Consider the following 19959-nt stretch of genomic DNA (forward strand, 5'->3'; position numbering starts at 1 on the left):
GGCGCCCGTTGGCCGCGCCGGCCCGGCGGCAAATGGCTGAACACGCCACCACCGGGCGGGCGGACGACCCGATCGTCCTACGAAGTGACCGATGCTGCCTGGATGCCGAGCCTCCGCCCGCTGCTGCCCGCCCTGCTCGCCGTGGCCCTCGCGGCCCCCACCCACGCCGCGGGCTCCGGGGCGCGGGCACATCCGGAGCGCCTCGCGGCTCGGGCTGCCCCTACGGAGAGCGAGCGGCTCCCGTACGCGGCGGCCGGCGGACCCTTCGTGAACGCGCGGGTCCAGGGACAGCCGCCGTTCCCCGCAGCGTCCGCGCTACCGCTGCCTCCGGCGTTCTCGGCAGCGTCCGCGCTCCTGGCGCCTCCGGCGTTGCCCGGGGCTGCCGCGTACCGGGCCGTCCCGGGACTTCCCGGGTGCCTGACGGCTGCCGCGCTCCCGGCGGCCTCGGTGTTGCCCGGGGCTTTCGGGTACCGGGGTCTCCCGGGGCTCGCCGGGTGCACGGCGGTTGCCGCGTTTCCGGCGGCTTCGGTGTTGCCGGGAGCTTCCGGGTACCGGGCCGTCCCGGGACTTCCCGCGTTCTCCGTGGCTGCCGCGTTCCCCGCGGCCCCCGCGCCCCCGGCGGAGCCCCGGACACCCGGCGACGGGGTGGAGACCGCTCGGGCGGGGCGGTCGGTGGCGCCGGGGGTGCGGCTGGAATCGTACGACCGGCTCGAGGGGGATCGGTGGCTTCGGATCGACGAGTTGGTGGCCGACCTCGGGGCGGGGAGCGGGGTACGGGCCGAGTACCTGGGCGGCGTCGGGCCGGCCACCGTCGCCGAAGCAGCCGCCCGGCACGATGCAGGGCCCGGGCGGCGCGTCGTCGCCGCCGTCAACGGGGACTTCTTCGACATCCGGGCCACCGGAGCCCCCCTCGGCCCGGGTGTCCGCGCGGGCCGGCTGCTGCACTCCGCCTCGCCCGGACCCGGAGGCGGGGCCGCCGTCGGGTTCGGGGCGGACGGCAGGGGCCGGGTGCTGCGCCTCGTGGCGGCCGGCACCGTCACCCTGCCGGGCGGTCCGGCCCGCCCCCTGGCCGGGTTCAACGCCGCGCGGCCCCCGGCGGAGGGCTACTCCGCCTACACCGCCGCCTGGTCGGGCACCATCCTTCCCGCCCCGGCCCCCGGCCCCGGCGCCCTGGTCGAACTCCGCGACGGTGTGGTCGCGGCGCCCGCCCGGACCCCGCTCCGGTCCGCCCGGCCGCAGCGCCCCGCACCCGGCACCACCTTGCTGTTCGCGAGCGGTGAGCGGCAGACGGCCGCCCTCGCCGCGCTCCGCCCCGGCGACCGGGTGACCGTCGCCGCACGGCCCGTACCGGCCTCCGGGCCGGTTCCCGCGGTCGCCGTCGGGGGCCGCGAGCCCCTGGTCGTCGACGGGAAGCCGCTGGACCACACGGGCCGGCCGAACGACACCGCAGCTCCCCGCACCGCGGCCGCGTTCTCGCAGGACGGCCGCCGGTTGCGGCTCGTCACGGTGGACGGCCGACAGCGCGACAGCGGCGGCCTCACCCTCACCGGCCTCGCCCGGCTGCTGCACCGCCTCGGCGCGCACGCCGCCCTCAACCTCGACGGCGGAGGGTCCTCGACCCTCCTCGCGGCGGGCCCCGGCGCGACGGTCCTGGCCACGGAGAACGCCCCGTCCGACGGCCGGCCCCGCCCCGTCCCCAACGGGGTCGTCCTCACCGCCCCGGCCGGATCCGGGCAGCTCGCCGGATACCGCGTCGACGCGGCCGGTGGCGCCGTCCGGCTGTTCCCCGGGCTGACCCGCACGCTCACCGCCACCGGCCACGACACCGCGTTCGGCCCCGCCGCCGGAGCCCCGCGCTGGACCACCACCGGCGGCCGGATCGGCCCGGACGCCGTGTTCCGCGCCGACCGGCCGGGTCCCGTCACGGTCGAAGCCCGACGCGGCGCCGCCCGTGGCACGCTCCGCCTCGACGTACTCGGTCCGCTGGACCGGCTCCGGTCCGCCCCGGCCCGGATCGGCTTCCTGACGCGCGACGAGAGCGCCACGTTCACCCTCACGGGCTACGACGCCCAGGGCGCGGCCGCCCCCGTCGAGCCCCGCGACGTGACCCTGCACTACGACCGCAGCCAGTGGCACGTCACCGAGAACGGACACGGCGGCTGGACCGTCAAGGCCCTCACCCCCACCGCCACGGGCCGGCTGCGCGCCACCATCCGCCCGCGCACCTCCGCCCCGGCCGCGGTTCACGCCTCCGGCTCCGGCTCCGCCCTCGGCCTGACCTCCGGCTCCGGTTCCTCCCGGGCTTTCGGTTCCGGCCCGGCCTTCGGTCCCGGCCGCTCCCTGGCCTTGGGCTCCGGCCGCGCCATGGGCTCCGACCCGGCCTTCGGCCCCGGCCCCTCCGGGGCCTTCGGCTTCGGGTCGGGATCCGCCCCTGCTTCCGCTGCCACCCCGGGCCCGCGCCCGGGCGCGGGTTCGGGCGCGGGTTCGGTCCCGGGCTCCGGTCCCGTCTCCCGTTCCGCCCCGGCCCCCGCCTCCCGCTCGGTACCGGTCTCCGGCTCGGCCTCCGGCCCGGTCCCGGTCTCCGGCTCGGCCTCCGGCCCGGTCCCGGTCTCCCGCGCGGGCTTCGCCTTCGGCGTCGGCCCGCGTCCCGCCCGCCGGTCCGGGACCGGTGGCGGCGCCGCCCCCGCTGTCACCGTCGAAGTGCCGCTCGGCGTCGGGGTGGTGGCTCGGCCACTCGCGGGGCTGGAGGACGCCGCCGCGTGGCGCGGTACGGGTGCGGCGCCGGCCGACGGGCGCTCGGGTCGGGGGCTCGCCCTGGAGCCCGGTCCCGGCCGGCCGGCCGGGGCGGCCCCGCCCCGGCCGGTGGCCGTACCGGAGCTGGCCCGGTCGGTGGCGCTGTGGGTCCACGGGGACGCCTCGGGGGCCCGGCCGGCCCTCGAACTGGTCGACGCGGAGGGGGCCGGGGTGACCCTGCGCGGGCCCTCCGTGGACTGGACCGGCTGGCGGGAGCTGAACCTCCCCCTGCCCGCCACCGCCGAGCGGCCCCTGGCCCTCACCCGGCTCTCGGCCGAGGGAACCCGCCCGGGCCGCCTGGTCCTGGACACCCTCACCGCCCCGACCCCGCCCACCGGGCCCGCCGTGCCCGGCCCCGTCCGCCCGGACCCCGTCGTGGCCTCCGCAGCCGACGTACGGGCACGGCCTTGGCGGTTCGCCGTCGCCCCGGCCACCGCCCCGGGGACGGCCGTACCGGCCGGGACCGCGGACCTCGTGCTGACCGGCGCCGAGCTGCGACCGTTCGTCCACCGCGGCGTACGGTTCCTGCCGCTCGACACCACACGTCGGACCCTCGACGGCGGCGGCCTCGCCCGGATGCGCGCCCTGACCGCGGCCCTCGGGGCCGCCGCCCGGGAGCCGTACACGGGGGCACTGGCCGTAGTGGCGCCGTACGCCCCCCACGCCGTCGACCGCAGGGAGGCGGCCCTCCTGGCCGGGCGCCTCGCGGAGTTCCGGCGCGGCACCGGCAAGAACGCGGTGCTCATCACCCCCGGAGCGCCCCGCTTCACCGCCGGCCGCAGCGAGGGCGTCCCGACCGTCGCCACGATCCGTACGGCCCGGACCGTGTTCGGCGTCGACGCCTTCCCGCCGCCCGGCCGCGACTGGCTGTCGGTGCGTCAGGAACACCCGTAGCGCGTCGGGAACCTCCGTGGCGGACCCCGGGAACGCGGCCCGTACATGCGGGGGACCGCACGGCCCTGGCCCCTCGTGCGAGCCGCGACCTACCATGCCCGCGTGGACCCGAACCCGGACCCGACCCCCGACGGGAACCCCGACGCGCCCCCCGACGGAAACCCGGAAGTGGACCGGCAACTCGTGGCCCTGGCGCGCTCGGCAGAGCTCACGCCGGCGTTGCTGTGGCGGCTCCTGCGGCATCCGGAGGCCCGGCGCGAAGCGGCCCGCGTTCGGCCGGACCTGACGGAGGACATGGCGGCGGAGATCATCGCGTGGGGGTCTGCGCGGTCGCTCGCCATCAACGCGGGCCTGCCTCCCGCGGTCCGCCGACGGTTGGCCGCCGACCCGCAGGAAGCGGTGCGCGCCGCGCTCGCGGCGGCGGCGCCCGACGATCCACCGGGACTGCTCGCGGGACTGGCCGCCGATCCGTCCGCGTTCGTACGGCGCTTCCTCGCCTCCAACGGCTCCCTGCCCCCGCCCGTCCTCGCGCGGCTCGCCGGGGACCCCGAACCCGAGGTTCGTGCGGAGATCGCGGCCTGGCAGCCGGACGCCCCGCAGGAGATCCGCGTCGCCCTGCTGACGGACCCGGAGGCAGCCGTCCGTTCCAGGGCCTGCCGGGCGTACGCGCCGCCCGCCCCCCTCCTCCCCGCCCTGCTCGCGGACCCGCGGACGCGGCGGGAGGTGGTCAGGCACCTCGAACTCGCCCCCGACCTCGCGGGACGGCTGGCCGGGGACCCGGACAAGCACGTACGCGCAGAGTTGGCCCGCCGGCACCCGGACCTGCCCCGCCCCCTGCTCGACGCCCTCGCCACCGACCCGGAACCGGCGGTCCGCGCCGCGATCGCCGGACGCCGGGAGACCCCGCCGGCGGTACGCCGGTCCATCGAGGCCGATCTGCGCGCCGGCGTCGACCGGTTCCTGGCCGACCCGGCCGGGGCGAGCGCCGAGGACCGGGCCCGCTACGCCGCGTCCTTCGGCCTGCACGGCTGCCCGCCGCCCCGCCCACCTGACCCCGTCCCGCCGCAGCCCTCCCGAGCGGAGGTGGAGGCACTCCTGACCCGGGCCGGCCTGTGAACGGGACCCCGACGGAACGGCCTACAGCCGGACGAGGGTGACCTCGGTCGCCTTCACACTCGTCCAGACGGACGCTCCGTCGATCACGCCGAGTTCGGCGGCCGCCTCCGGGGTGATCTCCGCGACCAGGTCGGGCGCCTCGGCCGAGGCGATCAGCACGCGCAGCCGACTGCCCACGGCGGTGATCTCGCGGACCGTGCCGGGCCACACGTTGCGCGGGCTGCCGCTCGGGCGGTCCCGGTGCACGGACACCGCCTCGGGGGCGATGATCGCGAGGGCCTGCGCCCCTTCGGGCAAGGTCTCCGCGACCACCAGCCGGCCGCCGGCCGCGAGGGCGAGGCCGTCGGCGGACGCGGTCCCGGGCCAGGCGTTGCGGCCGAGCATCCGCGCCACCCAGGGGGACCTCGGATGCCGGGTGACCTCGGAGGGCGCCGCGTCCTGGAGGGTCCGGCCGTCGGCGAGCACGAGGACCCGGTCGGCCAGCGACACCGCCTCGACCGGGTCGTGGGTGACGATGAGGCAGACGCCACCGAAGCCGGCCAGGTGGGTGCGCAGCGTGTGGCGCACCCGGGCCCGGGTCGTCTGGTCGAGGGCGGCGAGCGGCTCGTCGAGCAGCAGCAGTCGGGGGCGGGCGGCCAACGCCCGCGCCAGGGCGACGCGTTGTGCCTGACCGCCCGACAGTTGGGCGGGCTTGCGCCGGGCGAGGTGACCGACCCCGAGCCGGTCCAGCCAGGCCTGCGCCTCGCGGCGGGCGGCCGCCCGGTCGGTGCCGCGCGCGCGGAGCCCGTACGCCGTGTTCGCGAGGGCGGTCAGGTGCGGGAACAGGGCCCCGTCCTGCGGGACCCAGGCCACCTGCCGCCGGTGCGGGGGCAGCGCGGTGACGTCCGTGCCGCCGAGGGTGAGCACGGCGTGGGCGCGGGGCGTCAGGCCGAGCAGGGCGCGCAGCAGGGTGGTCTTGCCCGCGCCGTTCTCTCCGACGACGGCGATGGTGGTGCCCGGCGCGGCGTCCAGGGTGAGCTCGTTGAAGCCGGTCACCTCGGCGTGCAGCGGCCAGCGCCCCCCGTCGGGCTCCACGGACCCGCCGGCGCCCTTCGCCCCGTCGGGTCCGCCCGTGGTCACCGGCCGGTCCGGGTGCGGGGCGGCGGGTTCCTCCGCCACGGGCGGCACCTCCGCCGCGTCGCGGGCGACGGGGGTACCGGTCCATCGGCCGCGCAGGGCGATCAGGACGCCCATGGCGATGGCGAGCAGCAACAGCGACACCGAGGTGGCGGCTTCCGGCTGGTCCTGGAGCAGCAGGTAGACCTGGAGGGGCAGGGTCTGCGTGGTGCCCGGCAGGTTGCCGGCGAAGGTGATGGTGGCGCCGAACTCGCCGAGTGCGCGGGCCCAGGTGAGGGCCGCGCCCGCGATCAGCCCGGGGGCCACCATCGGCAGCGTCACGGTGAAGAAGACCCGGACCGGCGAGGCGCCCAGGGAGGCGGCGGTCTCCTCGTAGCTCTGCTTGAGGCCGCCGAGCGCGCCCTCCAGGCTGATGACGAGGAAGGGCATCGCGACGAAGGTGGCCGCGACGACGGCGCCGGAGGTGTGGAAGGGCAGCGTGATGTCGAAGGTCTCCTCCAGCCACGGCCCCAGCAGTCCGCGCCGCCCGAAGCCGAGCAGCAGGGCCACGCCGCCGACGGTCGGCGGCAGCACCATCGGCAGCAGGACCAGCGAGCGGACGAGGGCCTTGCCCTTGAACTCGACGCGGGCCAGCAGCCAGGCGAGCGGCACGCCGAGGACCAGCGACAGCCCGAGCGCCCAGAGGGACACCACCAGCGACAGCTTGAGGGCCTCGACGACCCCGGGGCTGGTGAGGTGGGTTCCGAGTTCCCCCCACTGGGTTCGGGTGAGGATGCCGATCAGGGGCAGCAACAGGAACCCGATGGCGAGCAGCGCGGGAAGCGCCAGCGTCACGGGCGGCCGGTTGCGGGTACGGAGTCTGCTCATGGGGGTTCCTGGCTGGAGCTGCTGGGACTGCGGGGACCGGTACCGGAGGGTGCCGGGGACGAAGCCTACGAAGTACGCGCGGCGCGGGCACGAACCTCGGGCACGGCGCTCGCGACGGGGACGCCGTACGGCGCCGAGGGGGGCTGCCCGTCCCCCCGGACCGGGCAGCCCCCCCCCCGAGGACCTGTCGTCGTACGGCGTGGCGGTTACGGCTGCTGGAAACCGGCGTCCTGGAGGATCTTCTGCGCCTCGGGGCTGTTCAGCCAGGTCACGAACGCGGCAGCGGCCTCGGCGTTCTTGGACTGCTTGAGCGTCGCGGCCGGGTAGGAGGCGACGGCGTTCTGGTCGTCCGGGATGTCGACCGTGACGACCTTGTCGCCGGACTTGGCGGAGTCGGTCTTGTAGACGAGGCCGGCGTCGGCCTCACCGAGCTCGACCTTGCTCAGCACGGCGCGGACGTTGGGCTCCTGGGAGACCGGCTTCACCTCGACCTTCTGGGCGTCGAGGATCTGCTTGCTGTAGCGGCCGACGGGGACCTCGGGCGCCGCCAGGACGACCTTGAGCTTGGTGTCGGCCAGGTCCTTCAGGTCGTCGACCTTGAACGGGTTGCCCTTGCCCGTCGCGATGACGAGACGGTTCTTCGCGATCACCGCGGGGTCGTTGGTCTCGGCCTTGAGGCCGTCCATGGTCTTGGTGTCGGCGGTGACGAGTGCGTCGGCCGGGGCACCCTGCTTGACCTGGGCGGCCAGTTCCTGCGAGCCGGCGAAGGAGAACGTGACCTTCGTGCCGGGGTGGGCCTTCTCGTAGGCGGCGCCCGCGGTCTTGAAGACGTCGGTGAGCGAGGACGCGGCGAGGACGGTCAGGTTCGCGGCCTTGGCCCCGACCGGCGCGGAGGCCGAAGCGGAGGCGGCGGCGGACGCGCCGGTGTCGGTCTTCTTGTCGTCGCCGCTGCCACAGGCGGACAGCGGCAGGAGAAGGGCGGCGGTGAGCGCGGCGGCCGCGGTGCGGCGGTTGAGCATCGGGGACATGGCTGGGTGCTCCTCGGTCGGGTCGGCGGCCGGCAGGGCGCCGGAACCGCGTGGTGGTGACCCGCGCCGGTGACGGGCGGAGCGGGTGGGGAGGTCTGGGGAGAGCGGGATCGAGAACTGAGGAAAAGAGCGGGAAGCAGGAGCGGAACGCGGGGCGCGCCGTGCCGGATCAGGCGCGGTCGACGTGCACGCTGGTGGACTTCACGCGGGCGGTGGCCCGCATTCCGACCTCCAGCCCCAGTTCTTCGACGGCCTCGCGGGTCAGCAGGGAGACCAGGCGGTGGGGACCCGCCTGGATCTCGACCTGGGCGGACACGTCACCGAGCTTGACCGCCGTGACGATGCCCGGGAAGGAGTTGCGCACCGAGGTGTACGGCTCCCCGTCCTCGATGTGCGCGCCCTGGCCCATCTCCACGGAGAAGGAGGCCAGATCGCGGCCGTTGATCAGGCGACGGCCGGCCTCGTCGCGATGGGTCGCGACCCGGCCGGCGTCGGCCCAACGGCGTGCCGTGTCCGGGCTGACGCCCAGCAGGCGCGCCGCCTGTCCGATGGTGTAGGACTGCATGTGCGACAAGGTAGGGGCATGGCTTGGGCATTTGCAATTCGTTTGGGATGATCTCCATCGCAGATGCCATGCGCATTGTGTTATCCGCCAAAAGTCATTCCGTCTTCGGCTGCCGTGCTCGGTAAAGTCGGGGCATGGCTGACGAAAAGACGCAGGAGCCGTCGACGACGGCGACGCCCCCGTCCGGGGCGGCGGAAACGGGCAGCGCCAGGGTGGACGCCTGGATCTGGTCGGTCCGGCTGACGAAGACCCGTTCCGTCGCGGCGACCGCCTGCCGGGCGGGCCACGTGAAGGTCAACGGGGAACGGGCCAAACCCGCGCAGACCGTGCGCGCGGGCGACGAGGTACGGCTCTTCCACGCGGGCCGCGAACGCATCGTGGTCGTCCGGCGGCCCGTGACGAAGCGGGTCGGTGCGCCCGTCGCCGCCGAGTGCTTCATCGACAACAGTCCGCCGCCGCCCACGCCCGTGGAGGCCGCCGTGGTCGGCATCCGCGACCGGGGGACGGGTCGGCCGACGAAGCGCGACCGCCGGGAGATCGTGAACCTGCGCGGCCGCTGACGGTCCCGCCGCACCGGCGCCGCCCGGCCCGAAAGGGCCCGGGCGGCGCCGGTGCGTCCGGCTCAGCACCGTCCGGCCGGGCCCGGGCCCGGGCCGTCTCCTGCGGACCCCGCCGGTCAGGCCTTGCGGTACGCGTACGCCTCCCCGGCCGCGGCCACGACCGCCTCCAGGTCCGCTCCGGCCGAGGCGGCGACGACCGCCGCCACCGCGCCCTCCACGAAGGGCGCGTCCACCAACCGGCACCCCGCGGGCAGCTCGTCCTCCTCCAACAGCGACTTCACCGTCAGCACCGAGCTGCCGAGGTCCACCAGCAGCGCGACCCCCGCGCCCCCGTCGACCGCCGACGCGGCCGACAGGATCAGGTCCGCGCTCGTGCCCAGCCCGCCGTCCGGCGTACCGCCCGCCGGGGCGATGGGTGCCACGGCCCCGCCCCCGGCCAGTCCCCGCGCCAGCTCCGCCACGGACTGCGCGACGGCGGCGCTGTGCGACACCAGCACGATCCCGACCAGCGGCCCGGCGCTCACGCGGCGCCCTCCGCGGTGTCGGCCAGCGCGTCCAACAGCAGGGCGGACGAGGTGGCCCCCGGATCCTGGTGCCCGACGCTGCGCTCGCCGAGGTAGCTGGCCCGGCCCTTGCGGGCGATCAGCGGCACCGTCGCCCGGGCGCCGTTCTCCGCGGCGTCCGCGGCGGCCCGGTACGAGGTGCCCAGCGCCGCCACCCCCGGCAGCAGCGCGTCCAGCATCGTCTTGTCGCCCGGCGCCGCGCCGCCCAGCCCGGCCACCGCGGCCACACCCGCCGACAGGGCCTCGCTCAGTTCCTCGTCGGAGACCTCGGCGGCTTCGCCGAGCTCCTTGCCGGTGCGGCGCAGCAGCGTCCCGTACAGCGGCCCGGACGCCCCGCCGACCGTGGAGATCAGGGTCCGCCCGGCGAGCTGGAGCAGGGCGCCGGGCGGGGCCGCCGGTTCGGCGCCGGCCAGGGCGCCCCGTACGGCCACGAACCCGCGCAGCAGGTTGCTCCCGTGGTCGGCGTCCCCGATGGGGGAGTCGAGTTCGGTCAGCCGGTCGGCCTCGCGTTCCACCGCCGCAGCGGTGGCGTCCATCCAGCGCCGGAAGAAGTCTGCGTCACGCACCGGGTCTCCTCGCCTCGCCTGGTACCCGCCTGGGCCCGTCCCCTCCACCCTACGACCGGGCCTCCGCCCGGCGCCCGCGACGCAGCGCCGCATCGCGCACTGCGCGGGGACGCGGGCGTGGGGCAGGGGCGCGCGGGACAGGTCAGGGGAGGGCAGGGGAGGGCGCCCTCGGGCGGAACCGGCGGCGACCCGGGTGCGGCCGGGGCACGGTACCAGCCTTTCGGGGGGTTCCCCGGATGTCTATCCGATGGTGATTGCCTTGATGTCCCGTCACCACGGGCGGCACTAGCGTCCCTTGGCACCCGGGAGTGCGGATGCGTCCGGGCGGCCCGTCGTGGCCGCCGGTGCGGCCCGCAGCCCTCCTGGCCCCCAGAGCAAGGAGGTACTGTGCCGTCACTGCGTCGGTCGTCCGTCGGCAGCATGTCGCTCGCTTCGAGGCACGTGATCGGGACGGGCATCGTCATCGGTGCCCTCGCCTTCACCCTGATCGCCTTGCTGATCCCCGTGGACAAGTTCGGCGGTACGTCCGCCTCCGCCGCCACGGCCACGGCGGATGACGACGGCGCCGGAACCCTGAGCACGGCCTTCGGGCCGCTGACCCCCGCGGACCGGGACTTCGTCCGCAAGGTCCGGCTCGCCGGTCTGTGGGAGCTCCCCGCCGGCCGCCAAGCCCAGCAACGACCCACTCGCCCCACGGTGAAGACCGCCGGTGAGCACCTCGTGGAGGGTCACACCGAACTGGACCGCCGGGTACTGGAGGTGGGTCAGGCCCTCGGCGTCGAACTGCCGGACCGGCCCAGCACGCAGCAACAGGACTGGCTCGACCAGCTCGACCGGGCCCAGGGCGCCCAGTACGAGCGACTGTTCGCCCAACTGCTGCGTCGGGCACACGGCAAGGTCTTCGCCCTCGTGGCCCAGATCCGGTCCCAGACCCGCAATTCCATGGTCCGCGCCCTGGCCACCGATGCCAACGCCACCGTTCTGGACCACATCTCGGTCCTGGAGGACACCGGGCTGGTCGATTTCGACGGCCTCGCGGACGCCTCACCGGCTCCCTCCACCGTTTCCCGATCGACGAAGTGAAGTGATCGCATGAGTCAAAAGGGCCACAAACGCCGTCTCCGACCCGCCCACAAGGCCCTCGCCGTGGTGGCCGCCCTCGTCATGGGCGGCGGCGGGGTAGGTCTCCTCGCCCAGGGCGCGTCCGCCGGGCAGGACGACAGGGCGGCGATGACCGCCACCATCGACTGCCCCGACGTCGGCGACAAGCTCCGCGACGTCCCGGAGCAGGCGCGCAAGGAGGTCGACGAGAACCTCGCCCAACTCGACACCCAGGTCGCCGACGCCTACGCGAAGCTCTCCTCCGGCCGGGCCAAGGGCAACGCCCTCCTCGGCGACCTGAAGAACCAGCGCGGCCGGACCATCGGCCGCCTCTCCGACGCGATGGCGAAGTCGGGCTCCCGCCCCCAGGGCCTGGACCCGCTCAGCGCCTGCTCGATGCAGGAGGCCCCGGCCGCCGACGCCGCGGACGTGAAGAACGCCCAGGCCGCCGGTGCCGCGCCGGCCGCGAACAAGGGCGCCGGCGGGCCGGCGCGCAGCGACTTCGTGGCCATCGGCACCGTCCGGCCCAACGTGCGCAAGCCCGCCGCCCGCGGTGGCGCGTCCACCGGAACCTTCTCCGTGCAGTGCGGGCGCAACGAGAACGGCCACTTCAACCCGGACAACGTCATCGTCGCGCCCGGCGTCAGCAACGGCGCGCACCACATGCACGACTACGTCGGCAACAGGACCACGGACGCGTTCTCCACCAACAACAGCCTCGCCGCGTCCGGAACGACCTGCACCAACGGCGACCAGTCCACCTACTACTGGCCGGTGCTGCGGCTGCGCAACGGACAGAAGGAACGGGACGCGGCCGCGCCGGGCGGCGGTCAGGACGGGAACGTCGGCACGATCCTCCAGCCGAAGCAGGTGACGATCGACTTCAAGGGCAGCCCCGCGAGCAAGGTCACCGCCATGCCGCGGTTCCTGCGCGTCATCACCGGTGACGCCAAGGCGTTCACCAACGGCACGGCCAACGCCAACGCCTCGTGGAGCTGCACCGGGTTCGAGAACCGGCAGTTGAAGGACAAGTACCCGATCTGTCCCAAGGGCAGCGACGTCGTGCGCACCTTCAACTTCCAGAGCTGCTGGGACGGCCGCAACACCGACAGCGCCAACCACCGTACGCACGTGGCGTTCGCGGACAAGAACGGCTCCTGCCCGAACGGTTTCAAAGCCATCCCCCAGCTCGTGCAGCGGATCGTGTACGGGGTGCAGCCCGGCGCGAAGTTCGCCGTGGACAGCTTCCCCGAGCAGTTGCACAAGCCGGTGACCGACCACGGTGACTTCATCAACGTCATGTCGGACGGCCTGATGGCCGGCGCGGTGCGCTGCATCAACGGCGGGCGCACCTGCCGCTGAGAACCTCGGGGTGCACGCCTCCCCTCCCGCGCGTCACCTCGAGAGCGGTGCCGGCCCGAAGCCGACTTCGGGCCGGCACCGCGCGTTCGCGCGTCCGCGCGGAGGAGGGGAATACGCGCGCCCGGGCGGCGGCGGGGCCGTGGGAGCGGCTCGGGTGGGAGTGCCGGGCGAGCTGTCAACCCCGTTGAGTGGGCGAGGTCGTACGGGTCCCCGCAGGCCCTCGGTGAATCCGGCGCGTCCCCCCAGGGGGCGTGCCTCCGTACGGTTGCCAGGCCCCCGACGGGTTCCGAGTGCCCCACTGACCCCGTACGTCCCACCAGGGCCCTCCCGTAGCGCCCGGAGCGGGCCCCACCGCCTCGGCGGGGGAAAGCATCGGCGCCCGGACCCTCGGGGGAGGGACCGGGCGCCGGGAAGTCTGTGGGGGGAGGTGAGCGGAAGCGGTGTGGGGGAGGGTTACAGGCCGTTCACGCGGGCCATGCGGCCCACGCCGAGCGGTCCGAAATCGGTGGCGACGGCGCGCGCCCTGCGGCCGACCCGGGAGTGCTGGCGGCGGACCTGGGCCATGAGGCGGCGGCTGCGCAGGGCCAACTCCAGTTCGAAGCGGGTGCGGGGGTCGCGCAGTCCGGGCCCGAAGAGCTTCTCCAGCTGGCGCATGCGGTAGCGGACCGTCTGGGGGTGCACGCTCAGGGCCTTGGCGGCCTCGGGCGCCCCACCGCCCTCCAACCAGGCGAGGAGGGTCACTTCGAGGCGCTCGCTCTGGCGCGGGGTCAGGCTGGCGAGCGGGCGCAGCCAGCGGGCGGCCAGGGCGTGGGCCAATGGCTCGTCCTGGAGGAGCAACAGGGTCGAGAGGTGGTCGTCGACGAAGACCGCCCGCGCCTCCAGGCCGGTCCGGGCGGGGGCGAGGGTCAGGAGCCGCAGCGCCCAGCGCAGTGAGGACGCGGTGTCCCGTACGGCGACGGGATGCCCGACGGCGGCGACCCGGCCGCGCAGCACGGCCTCCAGGGCGGTGCGCGCCTCGGGGTCGGGGCTGGGGACGAGCAGGCAGGGCTGGGCGCCGGCCAGCCCGGGGAGGCCGTCGTCCAACGCGGCGGCCAGCTGCTGGACCTCTCCGATGGTGGTCATGGCGATGGCCCGGACCGCCGAGGGGAGGGGCCAGTTGGCGGCCGCGGCCAGTTCGGCCAAAGCCAGGTCAGACATGGACATGTCACCCGTAAGGGCGGTGAAGAGCTCACGCCGGGCGCGTTCGGTGGCGGGGCCGGGCCCGCTCGTGGGGACGACGGTCAGCGGGGCGGACCGGCCGCGCCGATGCGGCGTCCCGTGCTCATCCGGAGCGGAGCCCGCCGCGGGGCCGTCCCCGGGCCCGCCGGCGGGGCCGGAGTCGGGCCGGGAGGCGGGGCGCACCGGAACGGGTGGTCCGCAGTTCTCTGCCGCCGCGTGGTCCGTCTCCGGGCCGGCGCACTCGTCCTCCACTCCTCCCCCTTCGACCGGACGGTCGTGATGGGGCACCGTGGACTCGCGGTAGCCGAGAGTGGTGAGCAGGCCCGCCTCCACCTGTCGTCTGACCACCTCCTCGCCGACCTCCTCGACCAGTTCGGCGAATCCGGGGATGCCTTCCCGGAGTTCCTCCACTATCCCGGCGGCCAGCGCGGGTAGTTCCCTTCGTAGGACGCGGGTCCATTCGCCGCGAGGGCGGGACCAGATGCGGTTCAGAAGTTCGCACATTTGTTACCTCGTTCATGCCGGGGTACGGCCTGTCCCGTGGAGGGGTGACCAGCCTCGTGGAAGCTGCCTCCCTCCCCCTCGGCGCCAGTGCCGAAAGGGGAGTCCAGCACCTCTACTCCCTCCAGGAGCGTGCCATCCACTTGCAGTCCCGCAGCTTTGCCTCGATTTTGCCGACGGGTAGGTGTGGCGGCCGACAAGACGTGAGCCCGGTCGGCACCGCACCGTTGGAAGGGAATCTTCCGGGGGTGTTCGAGCTGATGATGCCGTGGCCGCGAGAAGTTGTCACGATTAGATAAATACTGTGGAGGGATTGCGAACCTCCACGATGCTTCTGCACTCCGGCCCCCGCTCCCGGCCGGCGAGGCATCCATCTCCCGCCCGCCGCGGAGCAGTTCCGACGACTACCCCCGGGCGCCGAGTGCGAGGTGGAGTGCTCGGGCCCGGGCGTATGGGAGAACCCGATGCCCCTGTCCCAGACCCGTATGCCACGCTCTCACCGGGCCCGACGCACCAGACGGCATGCCGGTGCGGCCCCCACCGAGGCCGGTGGCCGAAGGGCCTTCCGACGCCCGCCCCTGTTGTCCGCCGCCGGAGGCCCGCACCCCGCGGCCGTATGCGCCGCCGCCTTCGCCGCCCTGCTCGCCCTGGCCGTCGCGGCCAGGGCGGGCGCCCTGACGCGCCTGTTCGACTTCCTCGACTACGGCGCCGGCGTCCTCTCCCTCGTGTCGCTCACCTCCGCCGTGCTGTGGGGCCTCGCAGCCACGGACCGTACGTTGCTGACCTCCGGTCACCGGATCCTCGCCCAGGGGGCCCACCGCGGTCTCGCGGTCTCGGGGCTCGGCTTCCTCGCCCTGCACGTCTGGGTCAAGATCGCGGAATCGCAGACCGAGGCCACCGCCGTGTTCCTACCGTTCACGGACCGGGAACAGCCCGTCCTCATCGGACTGGGCACCCTCGCCGGCTACCTCTTCGTCTCCGTCGCGGTTTCCGGTGCGGTGCGCAGCGCCTTCGCCACCAAGGGCCGGTCCATGTGGTGGCGGGCCCTGCACATGGGCGCGTACCCGGCCTGGGGGGCCTCGCTGGTACACGGGTTGAAGGCGGGCCGTCCGGCCAGTGCGTGGGTGACCGTGGCGTACGGGCTGTGCCTGGCCGGCGTCGCGGGCGTGCTCTTCCTGCGGATGCGGGCACGGTTGCGGGCGGCCCCCGCGCGCCCCGCCGCCGCGCCGCCCACCGCTCCCCAGTCGCCGGGCCAGGCGCCGCCGCGCAACCCGAAGCCCTTCGTGCGCCAGCCCGCGGAGCAGTCCGGGGAGCGACTCACGGCCCGCATCGCGAGGCAGTTGGACCGCCGCTCCGGATCTGCCGCCGCCGAACAGGAGGCCGTGCTCGCCGCGTTCGCGGAAGCGGCCACGGCCCCGATGCCCCCGGTCCGGCCCGCGTACGTCGATGCTCCCGCCGGACAGGGCGCCCCGCCCCAGTTCCCGTTCACCCAACCTGACGTCCCCCAACCGGTCTTCACGCAAACGGCCTTTTCGCAGCCCCTTCCCGCCGAACCCGCCTTCGCGCCGGCCGGCGTCGTCCCGCCCGCCTTCACGCAGAACGCCTTCGGCCAGAACGCCTTCGGGCAGTCCGGACCGGCTCAGCCGAACTTCGGGCAGCCCGGATTCGGTCAACCCGGTTTCGGTCAACAGGGCTTCGCTCAACCGGGCTTCGCTCAACAGGGCTTTGCTCAAGCCGGCTTCGGTCAGCAGGGCTTCGACCAAAGCGACGTCGGTCAATCCGGTTTCTCCCAGCCGGGGTTCGCGTCCACCGGTCCCGCGCAGCCTCCCGCCGGCGCGCCGGGCGTTGCGCCCTCGTTCGCCGGACAGCCCGTCGGACGGGAGCAGTTCGCCGTGCCCCCGGTGATCCCGCTGCCGGGCATCCTCTCCCAGGGTGCGGACCCGCTCGCCGACACCCTGCTGATACCGACGGGGGCCGTCGGCCCCGTGGTGGCCGCGCGGGCGGCCCCGCCGTCCGGGCCCGAAAGGGCCCCCTACGCCATGATGTTCATCCCGGGCGGCACCGCCGCCACGAACGACCGCCCGGGCGCCCCGTTCGACGGCGGACGGGGACGCGCATGACCGGCGTGACCCGGCCGGCCCTCGGCTGCGTCGGACAGCCCCGCCTGCTCGCCGGACTCGACACCGCCACGCGCCTCGACCGCGAGGCCCACCTGAGCGTCCACGGCCCGCTGCCTCCGTACCGCCCCGACGAGCTCACGGAACTGGCCGAGCGCATCGACCTGCGGGGCCGGGGCGGAGCGGGATTCCCCTTCGCCCGCAAGCTCCGGGCGGTCACCCGGACCGCCGCCGGCCGCGAGGGGCGCACCGCCGTCGTCGTCAACGGCAGTGAAGGGGAGCCGAGTTGCCTGAAGGACACCGCCCTGCTGCTGCACGTCCCGCACCTGGTGCTCGACGGAGCGCTGCTGGCCGCCGCCGCCCTGGGCGCGGAGGACGTGGTCGTCGGCGTCACCCGGGACGACGTCGAGCAGTCGCTGCGCGCCGCCGTCGCCGAACGCGGGCCGGTCGGCAGCCGGGTCCGCGTCGCCCGCCTCCCCGAACGCTTCGTGACGGGCGAGGGAACCTCCCTCATCAACGGCATCGAAGGCGGTCCCGCCCTCCCGTCCGGGCGCAAGGTGCGCACCAGCGACCGGGGCCTCGGCGGCCTGCCCACACTGCTCTCCAACACCGAGACCTACGCCCAACTCGCCGTCGCCGCACGGCTCGGCGCCGACGCCTACTGCTCGGTCGGCACGCCCGCCGAACCGGGCACCATCATGCTCACCGTCGGCGGCGCCACCGCCGTCGAGGTGCCGACCGGGACCTCCCTGGCCTACGTACTGGAACTGTGCGGGTCGGATCCCGGCCAGGGAGTCCTCGTCGGCGGCTACCACGGCCGGTGGTTGCCCCCTGCGGCGGCGCGTTCCGTGGCGCTGTCCCGCCAGTCCCTCGCCGCGTACGACGCCGTACTGGGCGCCGGCGCGGTCCTCCCACTGCCCGAGGACACCTGCCCGGCGGGCGAAGTGGCCCGGGTCACCCGCTGGATGGCGGACGAATCCGCGGGGCAGTGCGGACCCTGCGTCCGAGGGCTGCCCTCGCTCGCCGACGCGGTGGAGAAACTCGTGGGCGGCGGAGGGCGGGGCGCCCTGGAGGCCGTGGAGGCCCGCATGCGCGCCGTACGCGGCCGCGGCGCGTGCAGCCACCCCGACGGCACCTCCTCCTTCGTGGCGTCCGCGCTCGCCACGTTCCCCGAGGAACTGCGCGACCACGCCCTGGGCAGCGGATGCGGGCGCCGCGTCCTGGGAGCCCTGCCGCTCCCGGCCGACGAGAACCCCGAACGCCTCGTCGTGGACTGGACGCTCTGCAAGGGGCACGGTCTGTGCGTCGACCTGCTCCCCGAGGTCGTGCGGCTCGACGCCGACGGGTACCCGTCGCAGGCCGTCATGCCCGTACCCGGAAGGCTGCGCCCGAAGGCCCTGCGCGCCGTGCGCCGCTGCCCGGCCCTCGCCCTGCGCATTCAGGAATGAGCCCGCTGTGAACGGGTCGCGCGATACGGAGTTCAGGCGTTAGCGCGATCTGACAAATTCACGGCCATCCGAATTCGGCGGACACCGCAGGCCCTATGAATGACCGAGGACGCAAAAGCGCCGGGCAGGAACCGAAGGAGTGATCGTGATCAGCAAGCGTCGTGCGATATCTGTCGGATCGGTGGCCGCGGTACTGATGTTCGCGGCAGGCTGCGGGGGCGGTACGACCGCCACCGGAAACGTGAATTCCGTACAGCCGGTCGGAGACGGAAAAGCCATCGGGAACGGGAACGACTCCGGATACGGATCGGGCGGATACGGATCGGACGCCGCGGCCGGCTCGGGGTCCGGGTACGGATCGGCGTCCGGGGGCTCCGCCGCGGAGAAGGCGGGCGCCGCCGGGAAGCTCGCCGTCCGGGCCATCGCCTCGGTGGGCAGCGTGGTCACCGACAGCGCCGGCGCCACCCTCTACCGCTTCGACAAGGACACGCCCAAGCCCCCCAAGTCCTCCTGCGACGGGGACTGCGCCACGGTGTGGCCGCCGGTCCCGGCGGACGACGCCACCGCCTCGGCGGGTATCGAGGCCGGCCTCCTGGGCGAGGTGACCCGTACCGACGGCAGCCGCCAGCTGACCCTCGCGGGCTGGCCCGTCTACCGCTACGCCAAGGACACCAAGCCGGGCGAGGCGAAGGGCGAGGGCGTCGGCGGTACTTGGCACGCCCTGGCGCCGGACGGGAAGAAGGCCATCGACGCGAAGGGCGGTGCGAAGGGCGGCGGCGCGGGCGAGGGGGCCGACGAGGCGCCGGGCAACGCCGAGGGCGGGGCGACGGGAGGAGCGACCGGCGACGCGGCGAAGCCCGGGACGGGCGACCAGGGTGGAACGGGTGGCGCGAAGCCCGGAGCCGCCGTCGAACTCGCCGTCGCGTCCAACGAAAAGCTCGGCAGGATTCTCGTCGACGGAAAGGGAAACACCCTCTACCGGTTCGACAAGGACAGTGCGTGGCCGATGAAGCTCGGCTGCCTCGGGGCCTGCCTCGATACCTGGAAGCCCGCGCCGGTCGTGGACAAGACGAAGGTGTCGGGAATTCCCCAGGAATGGATCGGATCGGTGAAACGACCTGACGGCAGCATGCAATTGACGATCGACTGCTGGCCGGTCTACACGTTCACCGGTGACACCGCTCCCGGGCAGACGAACGGCCACGGCAAGCAGAACCTCTGGTTCGCGGTCAACGACGCCGGCAAGAAGGTCGCGCCGGTCCAGTAGGCCCAGCCGGAGGTGTCCACCCAGTCCGCGCCGGACCCCAGTGAGGCAGACGTGTCCGACTCACCCCGCATCACCGCCCGCCACCTCCTGCCGTGTGCCGTCGTCCTGCTCGCCTCCCTGTTGTGCGGCGGGTGCGCCGGTCAGCACGAGAAGGCGGACCAGGGCGCCGGGACCACGCGCCAGGACCTCCCCGGAGACCTCGGCCCGGTGTCCACCGCCCGCACCGCCACCCTCCAGGAGATCGCCGCCGTCCTCGGCTGCACGGCCGAGGTCACCGTCGACGCGGAGGAGCTCAAGGAGGCGGCCTGCGGGGCGGGGCCGGATTCCTACCGCATGACGACCTTCGCCGCCGACCAGGGCCAGCGCGCGTGGCTCGCGGAGTCCGCGATGTACGGCGGCACCTACCTCGTCGGCAACCGCTGGGTCGTCACCGCCGCCACCGCCGAAGCCCTGGCGCCCCTGCGCGAACGCCTCGGCGGCACCGTCACGAACGGCGCCTCGCACGCCGCGCCCGGGCCGACGGAGGGCCACGCGGGGGAGCACGGCGCGGAGGGCCACGACGCCGGCTCCGAGGGGCCGGCCCCCCGAGCCGGGGGCCACGACGCCGGAGGCCACGGCCCCGGCTCCGCCCCGCCGGAGCCCGCCGCCCCCTGAGCCGTCCGCCCACGGGGCGCACCCGTACCTCCCACCGGGGTCTCCTACCAGGCCCCGGTGGGAGTCCCGGCGCGTACGGCGGGCTCCGCCCTCCCGGTGGCGGGACCCGGAACCGGCCCGGGCGAGCGGCCCGGGCGAGCGGTGCAGGCGCCCGCGATCAGCACCGCCGAGGACGCGTTCCGCGCGTCAACGATGGGTCGGATGTCACTCGGGTGGCTGAATG

The 19959-nt window shown here is 75.0% G+C and carries 15 protein-coding genes; 9 read left to right on the forward strand and 6 right to left on the reverse strand.

Annotation, left to right across the window (positions count from 1 at the left end; all coding sequences use genetic code 11):
• Nucleotides 1-102 precede the first annotated feature (102 nt).
• A complete protein-coding gene (locus ACFY0I_RS08925; RefSeq protein ID WP_388892238.1) occupies nucleotides 103-3687 on the forward strand; it encodes a phosphodiester glycosidase family protein in 3585 nt (1194 codons plus the stop codon).
• A gap of 102 nt (nucleotides 3688-3789) precedes the next feature.
• On the forward strand, nucleotides 3790-4803 hold the full coding sequence (locus ACFY0I_RS08930) for a hypothetical protein (RefSeq protein WP_388892251.1): 1014 nt from the start codon (nucleotides 3790-3792) through the stop codon (nucleotides 4801-4803).
• Between the two features lie 21 nt (nucleotides 4804-4824).
• On the opposite strand, the gene ACFY0I_RS08935 is transcribed toward ACFY0I_RS08930, so the two are convergent.
• The 3 genes from ACFY0I_RS08935 to ACFY0I_RS08945 all read right to left on the reverse strand — a co-directional run bounded on the left by ACFY0I_RS08935 (nucleotide 4825) and on the right by ACFY0I_RS08945 (nucleotide 8379).
• The gene (locus ACFY0I_RS08935; protein ID WP_388892257.1) at nucleotides 4825-6786 is read right to left on the reverse strand and encodes an ABC transporter permease; all 1962 of its coding nucleotides are present in this window, start codon (nucleotides 6784-6786) and stop codon (nucleotides 4825-4827) included.
• 206 nt (nucleotides 6787-6992) lie between these two features.
• Nucleotides 6993-7814 (reverse strand): molybdate ABC transporter substrate-binding protein, encoded by an 822-nt coding sequence (modA, locus tag ACFY0I_RS08940; RefSeq protein ID WP_388892259.1) that lies wholly within the window; start codon nucleotides 7812-7814, stop codon nucleotides 6993-6995.
• A gap of 169 nt (nucleotides 7815-7983) precedes the next feature.
• The gene (locus ACFY0I_RS08945) at nucleotides 7984-8379 is read right to left on the reverse strand and encodes a molybdopterin-binding protein (RefSeq protein WP_388892262.1); all 396 of its coding nucleotides are present in this window, start codon (nucleotides 8377-8379) and stop codon (nucleotides 7984-7986) included.
• A 134-nt stretch (nucleotides 8380-8513) separates the two neighbouring features.
• On the opposite strand from ACFY0I_RS08945, the gene ACFY0I_RS08950 reads away from it, so the two are divergent.
• Entirely contained in the window at nucleotides 8514-8939 is a 426-nt protein-coding gene (locus ACFY0I_RS08950) for an RNA-binding S4 domain-containing protein (protein ID WP_388892265.1), read from the forward strand.
• Nucleotides 8940-9055: 116 nt separating this feature from the next.
• On the opposite strand, the gene ACFY0I_RS08955 is transcribed toward ACFY0I_RS08950, so the two are convergent.
• Complete coding sequence (locus ACFY0I_RS08955; RefSeq protein ID WP_388892268.1) at nucleotides 9056-9463, reverse strand: PTS-dependent dihydroxyacetone kinase phosphotransferase subunit DhaM; 408 nt, start codon at nucleotides 9461-9463, stop codon at nucleotides 9056-9058.
• Nucleotides 9460-10068, reverse strand: a complete 609-nt coding sequence (dhaL, locus tag ACFY0I_RS08960; RefSeq protein WP_388892270.1) for a dihydroxyacetone kinase subunit DhaL — start codon at nucleotides 10066-10068, stop codon at nucleotides 9460-9462. The genes ACFY0I_RS08955 and dhaL overlap by 4 nt, the downstream gene beginning before the upstream one ends.
• 387 nt (nucleotides 10069-10455) lie before the next feature.
• Between dhaL and ACFY0I_RS08965 the strand changes: the two genes are divergently transcribed.
• Complete coding sequence (locus tag ACFY0I_RS08965; protein WP_388892273.1) at nucleotides 10456-11151, forward strand: DUF4142 domain-containing protein; 696 nt, start codon at nucleotides 10456-10458, stop codon at nucleotides 11149-11151.
• Nucleotides 11152-11160: 9 nt separating this feature from the next.
• On the forward strand, nucleotides 11161-12531 hold the full coding sequence (locus ACFY0I_RS08970) for a DUF1996 domain-containing protein (RefSeq protein ID WP_388892275.1): 1371 nt from the start codon (nucleotides 11161-11163) through the stop codon (nucleotides 12529-12531).
• Nucleotides 12532-12984: 453 nt separating this feature from the next.
• On the opposite strand, the gene ACFY0I_RS08975 is transcribed toward ACFY0I_RS08970, so the two are convergent.
• Nucleotides 12985-14253: a PucR family transcriptional regulator gene (locus ACFY0I_RS08975; protein ID WP_388892277.1), complete on the reverse strand. Its 1269-nt coding sequence runs from the start codon at nucleotides 14251-14253 to the stop codon at nucleotides 12985-12987.
• 578 nt (nucleotides 14254-14831) lie between these two features.
• On the opposite strand from ACFY0I_RS08975, the gene ACFY0I_RS08980 reads away from it, so the two are divergent.
• From ACFY0I_RS08980 to ACFY0I_RS08995, 4 genes are all read left to right on the forward strand, one after another.
• Complete coding sequence (locus tag ACFY0I_RS08980; protein ID WP_388892280.1) at nucleotides 14832-16370, forward strand: hypothetical protein; 1539 nt, start codon at nucleotides 14832-14834, stop codon at nucleotides 16368-16370.
• Nucleotides 16367-17815 carry an NADH-ubiquinone oxidoreductase-F iron-sulfur binding region domain-containing protein gene (locus ACFY0I_RS08985; RefSeq protein WP_388892283.1) on the forward strand — a complete coding sequence of 483 codons (1449 nt, stop codon included), beginning with the start codon at nucleotides 16367-16369 and terminating at the stop codon, nucleotides 17813-17815. The genes ACFY0I_RS08980 and ACFY0I_RS08985 overlap by 4 nt, the downstream gene beginning before the upstream one ends.
• Nucleotides 17816-17957: 142 nt before the next feature.
• Entirely contained in the window at nucleotides 17958-19082 is a 1125-nt protein-coding gene (locus tag ACFY0I_RS08990) for a hypothetical protein (protein ID WP_388892794.1), read from the forward strand.
• A 51-nt stretch (nucleotides 19083-19133) separates the two neighbouring features.
• The gene (locus ACFY0I_RS08995) at nucleotides 19134-19736 is read left to right on the forward strand and encodes a hypothetical protein (protein WP_388892286.1); all 603 of its coding nucleotides are present in this window, start codon (nucleotides 19134-19136) and stop codon (nucleotides 19734-19736) included.
• Nucleotides 19737-19959 lie beyond the last annotated feature (223 nt).

The sequence above is a fragment of the Streptomyces sp. NPDC001568 genome, assembly GCF_042893755.1.
Taxonomy (GTDB): Bacteria; Actinomycetota; Actinomycetes; order Streptomycetales; family Streptomycetaceae; genus Streptomyces.

Excerpts from the sequence above, each read along its gene's own strand:
- ACFY0I_RS08925 (WP_388892238.1), top strand. The coding sequence starts at position 103 with ATGCCGAGCCTCCGCCCGCTGCTGCCCGCCCTGCTCGCCGTGGCCCTC.
- ACFY0I_RS08935 (WP_388892257.1), bottom strand. The coding sequence starts at position 6,786 with ATGAGCAGACTCCGTACCCGCAACCGGCCGCCCGTGACGCTGGCGCTT.
- modA (WP_388892259.1), bottom strand. The coding sequence starts at position 7,814 with ATGTCCCCGATGCTCAACCGCCGCACCGCGGCCGCCGCGCTCACCGCC.
- ACFY0I_RS08945 (WP_388892262.1), bottom strand. The coding sequence starts at position 8,379 with ATGCAGTCCTACACCATCGGACAGGCGGCGCGCCTGCTGGGCGTCAGC.
- ACFY0I_RS08950 (WP_388892265.1), top strand. The coding sequence starts at position 8,514 with ATGGCTGACGAAAAGACGCAGGAGCCGTCGACGACGGCGACGCCCCCG.
- ACFY0I_RS08970 (WP_388892275.1), top strand. The coding sequence starts at position 11,161 with ATGAGTCAAAAGGGCCACAAACGCCGTCTCCGACCCGCCCACAAGGCC.
- ACFY0I_RS08975 (WP_388892277.1), bottom strand. The coding sequence starts at position 14,253 with ATGTGCGAACTTCTGAACCGCATCTGGTCCCGCCCTCGCGGCGAATGG.
- ACFY0I_RS08985 (WP_388892283.1), top strand. The coding sequence starts at position 16,367 with ATGACCGGCGTGACCCGGCCGGCCCTCGGCTGCGTCGGACAGCCCCGC.